Raw genomic sequence first — 11,797 nt, forward strand, 5'->3', positions numbered from 1 at the left:
AGAGGACCAATTTCAGCTCAAGCGATCCCTGATCAGCGCGGTCAGCCGGTCGAGCGCGGCTTCGAGTTGGGGGCCGGTCGCGCCGCTGCAGGAGATCCGGAGCGAGTTGACCGGGGTGTCCGACTCGTAGAAGTGCGCCATCGGTGTCCAGAGCACGCCGTACTCCTGGGCGGACGTCGTGAGGAGTTCATCGTCGACAGCGAACGGGACGGTGATGACGACGAAGAACCCGCCCGACGGAACCGTCCAGGTCACCTCGCCCTGAGGGAAAGCACTGGCGAGGTGACACGCGACGGTCTGCAGGTTGCCGGCGTAGATCTCGCGCTCGCGCTGGTTGGCTGCGGTCAGGCTGAAGTCGCAGTCCAGGAGCTTGCCGCCGATGACGGCCTGAGCGATCGGTGAGGTGTTCACCGTGACCATGCTCTTCAGCTTCGACAGCTCATCGGCGAACAAGCCTCCGGAGCTGACGGTTTGGTCGGCGACGACGTAACCGACCCGAGCACCGGGCAGACCGGTCTTGGCGAACGACCCCAGATAGACCACGCGACGTTCGGTATCGAGCGCCTTCAGTGTGGGCAGCCGATCCACACCGGCCGCAGGGAACAGCCCATACGGGTTGTCCTCGAGCAGCAGCAGGCCCTCGGCCGCAGCGATCTCCAGCAGGCGATGCCGAGTGGGCAGATCCATGCTGAGACCGGACGGGTTGGCGAAATCCGGCATGACGTAGAAGCCGCGCGGGCGCAGACCGTCGGCGCGAGCGCCTTTGACCACAGTCAGAAGATCGTCGACATCGGGAACCGGCAGAACCGGCAGGTCGACCACGCGCGCCGCGCCGGTGATGCCGACGTACGCCGGTGAGATCGCCAGCAGCACGTCCGTTGCATCCGCCCGGAGCGCGCGCAGCGTGAGCAGCATCGCCTCCTGGCATCCGGCGGTGACGACGATCGCCTCAGGGTCGACATGAATGTCCTCGTCGACCGCGAGATTGCGCGCGACCAACTCGTGCACGATGCCCTTGGTCCGCCCGTACTGCAGGATCGTCCGCCGCACCGCCGGCTCGTCGAGACCCCGATCACGCAGGTGTGCGGCGAACAGCTCCAAGTACCGCGGTACGTCGTCGAGGTCGAAGAACTCCTCAGTCGGTCGACCAGCAGCGAGTGAGATCGCATCCGGATAGTGGTGCGAGATCTCGTTGAGGAAGTTCATCGAGTTCAGCGCGCGATCGGTGAGTGACGCGTGCAGTGTGGTCACGTCGAGGTCGGCCATCAGCTCCTCCCCGTCACCAGGTCGGCGACCGCGGCCAGGTCCGCACAGCCCGCCAGCAGCATCGCATCCCGCAGTTCGCGGCCGAGCAGCGCGAGCGCTTCGTCGGCCGCTCCGGCAGCAAGTGCCCACAGCAACGGCCGCCCGACCAGTACGGCGTCGGCCCCGACCGCGAGCGCCTTCAGTACGTCGGTGCCCCCGCGGATCCCACTGTCCAGCAGCACGGGGAAGTCATTGCCGACCGCATCGATAACGGAGCCGAGGGCATCAATCGACGCCGGCGCACCGTCGAACTGGCGGCCGCCGTGGTTTGACACCACCACCCCATCGGCGCCCGCATCGACGGCGGCAAGCGCGTCCCGCGGATCGAGAATCCCCTTTACCAGCAAGGGAATCTCGGTCACGGATCGCACCCACGCGAGGTCGCGCCAGGAGAACGTCGGATCGAACGCGGATGCCGTATGGGCAGCCACGGCAGACGAGCCGTTCACCCCACTATGTGCCTCTGTGTATTTGTCGACAAGATTGGCCGCCGTGACCTCGGGCGGCAGCGCGAACGAGTTGCGGACATCGCGCAACCGGCGACCCATCACGGGTACGTCGACCGTGATCATCAAGGCACGGCACCCGGACGCGGTGGCACGATCGATCAGCGCGCGAACAGTCTTGCGGTCGCGCAGCCAATACAGCTGGAACCACGATGGCGCGACCGCCGCGATCTTCTCCAGCGGCACGCTGCTCAGCGTGCTGATGACGTACGGGATCCCGGCATTGGCAGCGGCTTTCGCGAGGAAGAGTTCGCCCAAAGGATGGAACAGGCGTTGGTAGGCCATCGGCGCGACCGCGACCGGCAGGGCGGCCGGCGTACCGAGAATCGTGGTTGTCGTGTCGGGTGATTCGACGCCGCCGAGGACTCGCGGAGTGACCGTGATCGCGTCGAGGGCGGAGCGGTTGCGGCGCAGGGTGAGTTCCGCACCGCTGCCGCCGGCAACGAAGTCGTGGACGGCGGTGGGCAGCTTGGCGAGTTGTTCGAAGTCGACCAACGCCTCAGCCATGGGAGAAGGTCCGACTGAGCCAGGCCGCGGCTTCGGCGGTCGCTCGCCGCCCGCCGTCGAGGATGCCCGCCATGGCGAAGAACCCGTGCACCATCCCGTCGTACCGGCTGAGTGTGGTTGGTACTCCGGCAGCGTGCAGCTTCTCCGCGTAGAACTCACCCTCGTCCCGCAACGGGTCGTATTCCGCCGTGATCACCAGGGCCGGCGGGAGGTCTTCGTGTGACAAGGCGAGGAGCGGTGAGGCGAGCGGATCGAGGCCGTCGAGAGCGTCGGTCAGGTAGTGATCCCAGTACCAGCCGACTGAGGTCTTGTTGAACAGGTGCGGGTCGTCGCCGCTGAGCATCGACGGCGTATTCGCGCCGTACCGGGTGTTCGGGTAGACCAGCAGCTGCCCGGCCAACACCGGACCCTTGTCCCGGGCAAGCAATGTCGTTGCCGCCGCCAAGTTTCCACCGGCACTGTCACCACCGACGACGAGTCGGGCGGGATCGACCTGCAGCTTGTCGGCGTTTGCGGCGATCCATTGCGTGGCGTCGTGACAGTCGTGAACCGCGGTCGGGAACGGATGCTCCGGCGCGAGCCGATACCCGACGGTGATGACCTGACACGGTACGGCGTTCGCCAGCCGACGCGTGATGCCGTCAGCGGTGTCGATGCTGCCGAGCGTCCAGCCGCCGCCGAAGAAGTAGATCAGGGTCGGCAACGGCCCGGCCAGATCCGGCCGGTAGAGCCGCAGTGGCAGTCCGGCATCGGTGAAAAGGTCCTCGACGTGATGGACAGGCTCGGCCTGGCCGCCCGCCTCCTGGATCGAGGCCAGGTCGGCGGCGCGTGCCTCGGCCAGCGTCTGGGTGTAGAGCTGCGGTACGGCGCGGGCCTCGCGCTCGGCGCGCATCGCCTCCACCTGTGGATCCAGCGGCATGAGCTCACCCCAATCGGATCGGCATGGATCGATGTCCACGCAACAGCAGACTATGACTGCGTTCGGGTTCCCCAGCGAGTTGCAATGTCGGAAAGCGGTGGAACAGCTGACCGAAGGCCGCCCGTCCTTCCATCCGGGCCAAGGCGGCCCCGACGCAGAAGAACGGTCCGGCGCCGAAGGACAGGTGTTGCAGGTCCTCGCGGCCGGGATCGAAGGTGTCGGCGTCCGGATGTTTCGCCGGGTCGCGGTTCGCCGCGCCGGGCAGAATCAGCACCAGACTGCCTTCGGCAATCGTGACGCCGGCCAGCTCGATGTCGGTCGATGCCTTCCGGCTGATCAGCTGCACGGAACTCTGGTGCCGCAGAATCTCCTCGACGTAGCTCGACGCGAGCTCCGGATCATTGCGCAGGGCATCGATCAGAGCCGGTACGGCGAGCAGTTGCTCGAGCCCGTTGGTGAGCAGATTCATCGTGGTGACGAAGCTGGCGTTGACCAGGACCAGCAGGTTGTCGATCAACTCCTGCTCGTCGATCCCCGACGTACCGGAATCCAGTGCATGAACCAGCGAGCCGACGAGATCGTCGCGCGGCCGCAGTCGACGCTCGGAGATCATCCGGGCGTAGTAGTCGTTGAGTTCTTCGGCCGCCCGGTTCGCGGCGGCCAGTTTGGTGGGTTCTTTGCCGCCGAGATCGAGGTACTCGTCGATCCGCTGGGTGCGGTCCTTGAACCAGGCGACGTCGGAGCGCGGGATGCCGAGGAAGATCGCGATCACCGTGATCGGCAGCCGATACGCGAAGTCGGTGAAGTCGACGACCTCCTCCTGCTTGGCGCCGAGCTCGTCCAGCAGTTCGGCGACCAGCGCCTCGACGACCGGTTCGAAACCGGCCAGTCGACGTGGCGTCAGCACGGCTTGGAAGACCTTGCGCATCCGCAGGTGGTCCGGCTCGTCGCGAAACATCATCGAGCCACCGAGATGACGCAGTACCGGATCTTGTGGATCCGGATCCGCCGACAGCAGCCGATGGAAGCGGGTGTCCTTGAGGGCTTCCTGGGCGGCGTCGTACCCGTTGATGACAAAGGCGTACGGCGAGCTGCCGGGGGTGAGCCGGCTGACCGGGCCGATCCGATGCAGCTCCGCGAAAAGCGGCATCGGATCGCGGCGGCCTTGTTCGGAGCCGAGGGCGGCGACGACATCAGCGGCGGACCGTGAGTCGTTCGTGCTCCGAGAAGGCATGGCTTACCGCACCAGCTTCAAGGGCACGGACGCGGCCATGGCCTGGTAGCCGGCATCGTTCGGGTGGATGTGGTCACCGGAGTCGTAGAGCGCGTTCAGCTTGCTCGGCGCGGCCGGGTCACGCAGCACCTTGTCGAAGTCGAGAACGCCGTCGAACTCGCGGCTCGACCGCAGGTAGCTGTTGACCGCCTGCCGGGTGGTCTCCTTGGCCGGCGTCCAGCTGTCGGTCCCGCCGATACCTTCGAACGGCGTGATCGTGCTGACGATGCTGCGCAGTCCACGTTCCTTGACCTGGGTGTTGATCTGCCGCAGCGCACCGATGATCTCGTCCGCGGAGTCGTCGGACATCCAGATGTCGTTGACGCCGAGTTCGGTGATGACGGTCCGTACGCCGGTCTGTGGGAACACGTCCTCGTTCAGCCGAGCCAGCGAGTTCACGCCGACCTCGTTGAAGCCGGGGAACGCGCCGTTGTCGGACGGCTCGGTGCCGTCGTGGTTGAGCCGGCTGCCGGCCAGTCCGGCGTTCAGCACACCCGGGAACGGCTTGCCGCTCGCGGCCAGTCGCTCGGCGAGCTGGTCCGGCCAGCGATTGTTCGCGTTGAAGGTGCTCGCGGTGCCGTCGGTGATCGAGTCGCCGAGAACGACGATCGAGCCTCTGGGCTCGTCGGCCTGGACGTCGACGCCGGACAGGAAGAAGAAGCAGCAGCGGCGGGTCAACGTGTACGCCGCTCCGCCGGGCTGGTCGACCAGGTTCGACGGGCCGACGAAGTTCTCCTGCAATGACGAGCCGTGGAAGGTCGTCGGGCCGGTGTTCACCGGGAAGTAGAGGCTGACCACGAGGTCGTCGAGATTGCCGAGCTCGAAGTTCAGCGGGTCGCTGAGCAGCTCACTGCCCTTCACCATCGACGCCGTACCGGAGCCATTGAACGTCAGTGTGCGCAGGGTGTTCGGGTCGATGTCGGACTGCTCCGGCGTCGCCTTGTTGGGCTTGGCAACGGTGGCCGCGCCGACCGTGACGGTCTTCTCGCCGTAGATGTTCGACAGCCGGATCCGGATCTTGTCACCGCCGACCGACGGGCGCACCACGAGCCGGACGCTCTGGTCAGTCAGGCCGAGGTTGGTCGACCCGGCCGCGTTGCCGTGCGTGACGGCCGTGGCCCACGTGCCGACCCAGGTGTTGGCGCGATGGCCACCACCGCCGTAACTCGCGCCGGCCAGGGTCGACCCGGCCAGAGTCAGTGCGGCAGTCAGTGCGACCGCGCGCCAGTGCTTCGGAACATGCATGGACGGACCTCCCGGCGGAATGGAATCGGACGGAACGTATTACGCATTCTTCGAGTCGGTCAATGCATCGGCAAATGCTTGTTTCGAATGCTTCAAGTGGTGGTTAGCGAGGGGTTCGTACCCCTGGTTCGCAGGGGTATACCTTCGTCCGGGAGGCGCGGTGACCGGGCGGCTCCGGAGAGCGACGAAACCGTGTGCAGCAGGCCGTTTCCGGCACTGTTCAGGTGCTGGACGGTCCAGTAGAGTCGCGGCACGGCTGGGGGTCGCCGTTGGGGTGAGGGGAAACTATTTAATGCCACCTGAATTCGTGCTGCCCGAAAAGTCCGGCAATTACGTGCACCGGGTCCTGGCGTTGTTCGCGCAATTCGCCGAGCGGCCGGCGCTGGTCCGCGGCACCCGGCAGGCGACGTACGGCGAACTGTCCGCGGACGTGCTGCGGATCGCCGCCGCGCTGCGGGATGCCGGGATCCGGCCGGGCGGCAAGGTGCTGGTGATGGCGGCGAACTGCTTCGACGCTCCGGCGCTGCAACTGGCCCTGCATCTGCACGGCTGCCGGGTCCTGTGGTGCGCGCCGATCACGTCGCGCCGCGAGATCGATCGGTTCGCTGTGCTCGCTGACGCCGACGCCCTCGTGTACGACGACGAGGCGGAGCTCGGGAGTGAGCTCGCAACCGCGCTGGCGCCGATGCCGTCGTACGGGCTGAACTCACTCGTCGCTCGGGGTGCTGCGACGCCGTACGAGGTGGAGCAGATGCCGGCGCCGGATTCGGTGCTGCAGACGAGTGGGACGACCGGGGATCCGAAGCTCGTTCATCACACTCAGGCGTTCTACGAGCAGATCCTCGAGCTAGCGGCGGCCTTTGTGGCGAACGGGTTTCCGCTGCTGCGGCACTACTCCAGCTCGCCGCTGTGGCTGGCCAGTGGGCAGATCACCAGCTTCTTCAACCTGTTCACCGGTGGGGTGTTGTTCCTGACCGACACGTGGTCGCCGGAGGAGTTCTATCGGACCGTGTCGACCGAGCGGATCACGTCGACGTACGTGACGCCGCCGATGCTGTACGAGCTGCTGGATCATCCGGGTGGTTCGGAGTTCGACTGCAGCAGTTTGTTCATGCTGAACGTCGGTGCGGGGCCGGCGACTCCGGCGCGGTTGCGGCAGGGGATCGCGCGGTTCGGGCCGGTGCTGCGGATCGTCTATGGGCTCAGTGAGGCCGTGGTGGTTACCGCGCAGCCTGGGCTGACCGAGGATCCGGTGCATCCGGAGCGGCTTGCCTCCGCGGGGACGGCGTACGGCGATGTCGAGGTGGAGATCCGCGATGACGACGGGAAGGTGCTCGAGCCGGGGCAGGACGGTGAGGTGTGGGTGCGGAGCCGGCTCACGTTCGCCGGGTACCTCGGGAAGCCTGAGTTGACGGCGGAGACGCTCGTCGACGGCTGGCTGCGGACCCGGGATCTCGGTCATCTGGACGCGGACGGCTATCTGTTCCTGGTCGATCGGGTGCACGACATGATCGTCACGACACGGCGCAACTGGGCGATCTTCTGCCGCCCGATCGAGGACGTTCTCGGTAGTCACCCGGCGGTGCGGACGGCGGCGGTAATCGGCGTACCGGATCCGGTCGTGGGGGAGGCCGTGCATGCCTTCGTGGTCACGCGATCGCCGGTGACTGCTGATGAACTGCGTGGCTGGGTGGCTCAGCAGTTGAACGAGATGTGGGCGCCGGCGGCGATCGACTTCGTTGCCGAGTTGCCGCTGACTCGTATTGCCAAGGTCGACAAGGTTGCCCTGCGCAAGCTTTACGCGGAACTGCACCCGTCATGACGGCGCGTCGTGGGTTGGTGATCCTGTTCGTCGCGGATGTGCTGTCCGCGGTGGGCAGCCGGATCACGATGGTGGCGATTCCGTGGCTGGTGCTGGTGACTACCGGCAGCGCGGCGCGGATGGGGCTAGTGGCGGCGGTCGAGTTGGTGCCGTACATCGTGGTGAGCATCATGGCCGGTCCGGTGATCGACCGGCTGGGCCCACGCCGTACGGCGATCCTGGCGAATCTGACGAGTGCTGTCGCGGTGGCCGCGATCGCGGGTACGGCGACGATCGGGTTCGCCGTACTGCTCGTGCTGGTTGCGGTCGCCGGTGGATTGCGGGGCGCTGCGGATCGGTCGAAGGACCTGCTGGTCAGGCCGATGGCCGAAGCGGCCGGAGTGCAGTTGATCCGGATCACGTCGTTGCACGAGGCGTTCTCCCGGGGTGCGACCTTGCTCGGCGCGCCGCTCGGTGGGCTGCTGATCTACTGGACGGACGCGTCGTCGGTGTTGTGGATCGACGCGGTCACGTTTCTCGTGTGTGGGCTACTGATTGCGGGATTCGTGCGCCCGCCGGAGGTGGTGTCGGCATCCCGGCCGGACAAGTACTTCCGCTCGCTCGCAGTTGGATTCGCCTACGTACGTCGTGATGCGTTGCTGGCGACGATGCTGATCACCACCTTCGCCGTGAACATCTTCGCCAGCGCGAGTACGGCGGTCTTCATCCCGGTGTGGGTTGCGGATGAACTCGGTTCCCCGGCCGGTCTCGGTCTGACGCTCGGTGCGTTCGCGGCCGGCGCTCTGCTCGGGAGTATCGCGTTCGCCGTGTGGGCGACGAAGCTGCCGCGGTATCTGACGTTCGCGCTTGGTGCGTTCATCGGCGGTAGTCCGCGGTTGCTGGTACTCGGGTTGAGTGACAGCCTGGAGTTGGTGGTCGCGGTGACGTTCCTGTCCGGGATCGGGATCGCGGCGATCAATCCGGTCTTCGGTGCGGTCCTGTACGAACACGTCCCGAAGGACCTGCAGGCACGGGTGATCGGGCTGGTCGCGGCCACGTCGTTCGCCGGTCTGCCTCTCGGTGCGTTGCTGGCCGGTGAACTGGTGACCGGGTTCGGGTTGTTCCCGGCGTTGATCGGATCCGGGATCGTCTGTCTGATCTTCAGCGCCTACCCGTTGATCCGGCGCGGACCGGGCAAGGTGCTCGATACCCCAGCCCCGGTGGAGGCCCTGTGACCGAGGAGACCGATCCCTATTGCCTGCGACCCGGCGAGAGCGAGGAGCTGCTCGCCGGGCATCCGTGGCGACGCTTCGTCGTACTGGGCGACAGCGTGGCCGAGGGACTGTGCGAGCCGGTCGAGGGCTACAGCGACCTGCAGTGGGCGGCCCGGATCGCCCACGAGCTCGGCCCGATCGCCTACCTCAACCTCGGTGTCAGCGGATTGCGGACACGCGAGATCCTCGCGACCCAACTCGTACCGGCAGTTGCCTTCGGCCCCGACCTCGCGCTGGTGGTTGGCGGCGGCAACGATGCGTTCCCGGCGACGTACGACGCGGATCGGGTCGACCGCGAGCTGACCGAGCTGATCACCACGCTGCAGGACGCCGGCGCGGAGGTGATGACACTCGGCATGTTCGACGTCTCCTACAGCCCCGCCGTCGTCGAGTGGCTGCGTCCAGGCCTAAGGCAACGAATGCGCACCCTCTCCGAACGAACGGCCGCCCTCGCCGCCAAACTCGGCACCATCCACATCAACCTCACCGACCACCCCCTGTCCACCGACCCCACCCTCTACAGCTCCGACGGCCGCCACGGCAACGCCCGCAGCGACGCCATAGCCACCGCCGAAACCCTCCGAACCCTCGCCCGCCACCTCAAATCCAACCCCACCCCCACTGACCATCCGCCCACCCCACCCCGATCCATCTGATGGGTTCACCCACGAGATTGTGGGTTCCCCCATCGCATGCGGGTGCAGAACCCACAAGCTGATGGGGTAACCCATCAGAGTTTGCGGAGGCGGACCCAGCGGACGGCGTGGTCGGCGCCTTTGCGGAGGACCAGGGTGGCGCGGGAGCGGGTCGGGAGGATGTTCTCGCGCAGGTTCGGGCCGTTGATGCCGTCCCAGAGGGACTCGGCCTTGCGGACCGCTTCCTCGCGGCTGAGTTCGCCGTACCGGACGAAGTAGGACTCGGGGTTGCGGAAGGCCGTCTCCCAGAGTTTGAGGAAGCGGTGGACGTACCAGGAGCGGATGTCGGCGGCGGCAGCGTCGACGTACACGGAGAAGTCGAAGAAGTCGCTGACCGCGAGTCCGCTCTTGCCGTCGGCGTGGCGGGGCGCGGGCTGGAGGACGTTGAGGCCTTCGAGGAGCAGGATGTCGGGCTGCTCGACGGTCGTCCGGACGCCGTGCATCCGGTCGTAGTGCAGGTGCGAGTAGACCGGCGCCTCGACCGCGTCGATCCCCGACTTCACCTCGACCACGAATCGCAGCAGGGACTTGCGGTCGTACGACTCGGGGAAGCCCTTGCGCAGCATCAGGCCGCGCTTCTCAAGCTCGGCGTTCGGCCAGAGGAAACCGTCGGTCGTGACGAGTGCGACCCGCGGGTGCTCGGGCCAGCGCGCCAGCAGTTCGCGCAGCAACCGGGCGGTGGTCGACTTGCCGACGGCAACCGACCCGCCGATCCCGATCACGAAGGGCGTCCGGGTCGCGGCCGGTTTGCCGAGGAAACTCTCGGTGTCCTCGTGGAGGGCGCGCGCGTGGCGGACGTACAGGGACAGGATCCGGGACAGCGGGAGGTAGACCTCGCGGACCTCGTCCAGGTCGATCTCGTCACCGAGACCCCGCAGCCGCTCGATCTCCTCGGCCGTCAGCGGCGAGATGGTGGTCTCCGCCAGCTCCGCCCAGGCGGCCCGATCCAGCTCGGTGTAGGGAGTCACCTCCCGGGACGGCTGCAGCATGGCCCCCATTCTTCCCATCCGCGGGGAGTGCACCACACCACACCGGCGTGGGCTTCGTCTCAACCCGGCCTCGGTTGACTCGAAAGTTTCGGTTCTTGGAGCGATAGGCTGAGGGCGTGACGGCGGAACGGGTGACGATCGCGGAGATCGCGGGGATGGCCGGAGTCTCGGTCCCGACGGTCTCCAAGGTGCTGAACGGACGGTCCGACGTGGCCGAGGCGACCCGGGCCCGGGTTGAGCAGCTGATCCAGGACCACGGCTACCGGCGACGCTCGGCCGGTACGACGAGCAGTCAGATGATCGACCTGGTATTCAGCCAGTTCGGGGGCGAGTGGGCGATCGAACTGATCGGCGGGGTCAAGGAAGTCGCCCGCGCCGAAGGCGTCGAGCTCGTACTGTCGGAGTGCGGCGGTGACTGGCGACCGCGGCAGGAGTGGATCGAGTCGGTGCTGAACCGGCGACCGCTCGGGGCGATCCTGGTCTTCTCGGACCTGGGCGCGGATCAGCGGGCCCAGCTGGAGGCACGACGGATCCCGATCGTGGTCGTCGATCCGGTGGGTGACGTCGGGGCCGACGTACCGGCGATCGGTTCGGCGAACTGGAACGGCGGCCGGATGGCGACCCAGCATTTGACCGGGCTAGGTCACCGCCGGATCGCGGTGATCGGCGGTCCGGTCGAGGTCCTGTGCTCGCGGCAACGGGTCGACGGATACACGGACGCTCTTCGGTCGGCCGGGCTGACGGTTGATCCGGAGCTGATCCGGGTCGGCGACTTCGCGGTGACCGGTGGTTATCGCGAGGCCCTCGCGCTCCTTCGCCTACCGGACCGGCCGACCGCGATCTTCGCCGGTAGCGACATGCAGGCGCTCGGCGTCTACCAGGCAGCCCGCGAACTCGGCCTCGAAATCCCCCGCGACCTCTCGGTTGTCGGCTACGACGACCTCCCCGTCGCCCAGTGGGTAGGCCCGACCCTCACCACCGTCCACCAACCCCTCCGCCAAATGGCCGAACTCGCCACCCGCCTGGTCCTCGACCTAGCCCGAGGCACCACCCCAGCCGCCCTCCGCTTGGACCTCGCCGTCGACATGCGGATCCGCGCCTCAAGCGGACCGCCCCCACTCACCAAGTAGCCGAAAGGCGGTCGGCGGCGGGCGATCTGAGCGTGGAGCCGCCACCCGGAACGAGGTTGGTGAGTGCTGGCGGTCCGCTCCGCCGCCCGACCCGGCGGCGCCGTGCCCAGCTGCCCAAAGGTGGGTCGCCTTCTCTTTGTGCACGAGGTCCAA

General features: G+C 67.1%; 10 protein-coding genes. 4 read left to right on the plus strand and 6 right to left on the minus strand.

Going from position 1 to position 11,797, the window contains the following annotated elements:
• Positions 1 to 12: 12 nt before the first annotated feature.
• From ABD231_RS02615 to ABD231_RS02635, 5 genes are read right to left on the minus strand one after another with little or no spacing between them, the layout of a single operon-like run.
• A complete protein-coding gene (locus ABD231_RS02615; protein WP_344144718.1) occupies positions 13 to 1,266 on the minus strand; it encodes an aminotransferase-like domain-containing protein in 1,254 nt (417 codons plus the stop codon).
• Positions 1,266 to 2,318, minus strand: coding sequence for an alpha-hydroxy acid oxidase (locus ABD231_RS02620; protein ID WP_344144720.1), 1,053 nt, complete (start codon positions 2,316 to 2,318; stop codon positions 1,266 to 1,268). The genes ABD231_RS02615 and ABD231_RS02620 overlap by 1 nt, the downstream gene beginning before the upstream one ends.
• The gene (locus tag ABD231_RS02625) at positions 2,311 to 3,237 is read right to left on the minus strand and encodes an alpha/beta hydrolase (RefSeq protein WP_344144722.1); all 927 of its coding nucleotides are present in this window, start codon (positions 3,235 to 3,237) and stop codon (positions 2,311 to 2,313) included. Before ABD231_RS02625 ends, ABD231_RS02620 begins: the two co-directional genes overlap by 8 nt.
• A gap of 4 nt (positions 3,238 to 3,241) precedes the next feature.
• The gene (locus tag ABD231_RS02630) at positions 3,242 to 4,471 is read right to left on the minus strand and encodes a cytochrome P450 (RefSeq protein WP_344144724.1); all 1,230 of its coding nucleotides are present in this window, start codon (positions 4,469 to 4,471) and stop codon (positions 3,242 to 3,244) included.
• Between the two features lie 3 nt (positions 4,472 to 4,474).
• Entirely contained in the window at positions 4,475 to 5,755 is a 1,281-nt protein-coding gene (locus ABD231_RS02635) for an SGNH/GDSL hydrolase family protein (protein WP_344144726.1), read from the minus strand.
• Between the two features lie 292 nt (positions 5,756 to 6,047).
• On the opposite strand from ABD231_RS02635, the gene ABD231_RS02640 reads away from it, so the two are divergent.
• The 3 genes from ABD231_RS02640 to ABD231_RS02650 are packed head-to-tail and all read left to right on the plus strand — an operon-like array spanning position 6,048 to position 9,486.
• Positions 6,048 to 7,577: a class I adenylate-forming enzyme family protein gene (locus tag ABD231_RS02640; RefSeq protein WP_344144728.1), complete on the plus strand. Its 1,530-nt coding sequence runs from the start codon at positions 6,048 to 6,050 to the stop codon at positions 7,575 to 7,577.
• A complete protein-coding gene (locus ABD231_RS02645; RefSeq protein WP_344144730.1) occupies positions 7,574 to 8,791 on the plus strand; it encodes an MFS transporter in 1,218 nt (405 codons plus the stop codon). The genes ABD231_RS02640 and ABD231_RS02645 overlap by 4 nt, the downstream gene beginning before the upstream one ends.
• Entirely contained in the window at positions 8,788 to 9,486 is a 699-nt protein-coding gene (locus tag ABD231_RS02650; protein WP_344144732.1) for an SGNH/GDSL hydrolase family protein, read from the plus strand. Before ABD231_RS02645 ends, ABD231_RS02650 begins: the two co-directional genes overlap by 4 nt.
• A gap of 74 nt (positions 9,487 to 9,560) precedes the next feature.
• Here ABD231_RS02650 and coaA read toward each other — a convergent pair whose 3' ends face one another.
• Positions 9,561 to 10,514, minus strand: a complete 954-nt coding sequence (coaA, locus tag ABD231_RS02655) for a type I pantothenate kinase (protein ID WP_344144734.1) — start codon at positions 10,512 to 10,514, stop codon at positions 9,561 to 9,563.
• A 116-nt stretch (positions 10,515 to 10,630) separates the two neighbouring features.
• On the opposite strand from coaA, the gene ABD231_RS02660 reads away from it, so the two are divergent.
• Positions 10,631 to 11,644: a LacI family DNA-binding transcriptional regulator gene (locus ABD231_RS02660; protein ID WP_344144736.1), complete on the plus strand. Its 1,014-nt coding sequence runs from the start codon at positions 10,631 to 10,633 to the stop codon at positions 11,642 to 11,644.
• Positions 11,645 to 11,797: the final 153 nt, after the last annotated feature.

The sequence above is a fragment of the Kribbella yunnanensis genome (genome assembly GCF_039529655.1).
GTDB classification, from domain to species: domain Bacteria; phylum Actinomycetota; class Actinomycetes; order Propionibacteriales; family Kribbellaceae; genus Kribbella; species Kribbella yunnanensis.

What these genes read in the sequence shown, in the direction of transcription:
- ABD231_RS02615 (WP_344144718.1), bottom strand. Translation starts at nt 1,266, where the DNA reads ATGGCCGACCTCGACGTGACCACACTGCACGCGTCACTCACCGATCGC.
- ABD231_RS02620 (WP_344144720.1), bottom strand. Translation starts at nt 2,318, where the DNA reads ATGGCTGAGGCGTTGGTCGACTTCGAACAACTCGCCAAGCTGCCCACC.
- ABD231_RS02625 (WP_344144722.1), bottom strand. Translation starts at nt 3,237, where the DNA reads ATGCCGCTGGATCCACAGGTGGAGGCGATGCGCGCCGAGCGCGAGGCC.
- ABD231_RS02630 (WP_344144724.1), bottom strand. Translation starts at nt 4,471, where the DNA reads ATGCCTTCTCGGAGCACGAACGACTCACGGTCCGCCGCTGATGTCGTC.
- ABD231_RS02635 (WP_344144726.1), bottom strand. Translation starts at nt 5,755, where the DNA reads ATGCATGTTCCGAAGCACTGGCGCGCGGTCGCACTGACTGCCGCACTG.
- ABD231_RS02640 (WP_344144728.1), top strand. Translation starts at nt 6,048, where the DNA reads ATGCCACCTGAATTCGTGCTGCCCGAAAAGTCCGGCAATTACGTGCAC.
- ABD231_RS02645 (WP_344144730.1), top strand. Translation starts at nt 7,574, where the DNA reads ATGACGGCGCGTCGTGGGTTGGTGATCCTGTTCGTCGCGGATGTGCTG.
- coaA (WP_344144734.1), bottom strand. Translation starts at nt 10,514, where the DNA reads ATGCTGCAGCCGTCCCGGGAGGTGACTCCCTACACCGAGCTGGATCGG.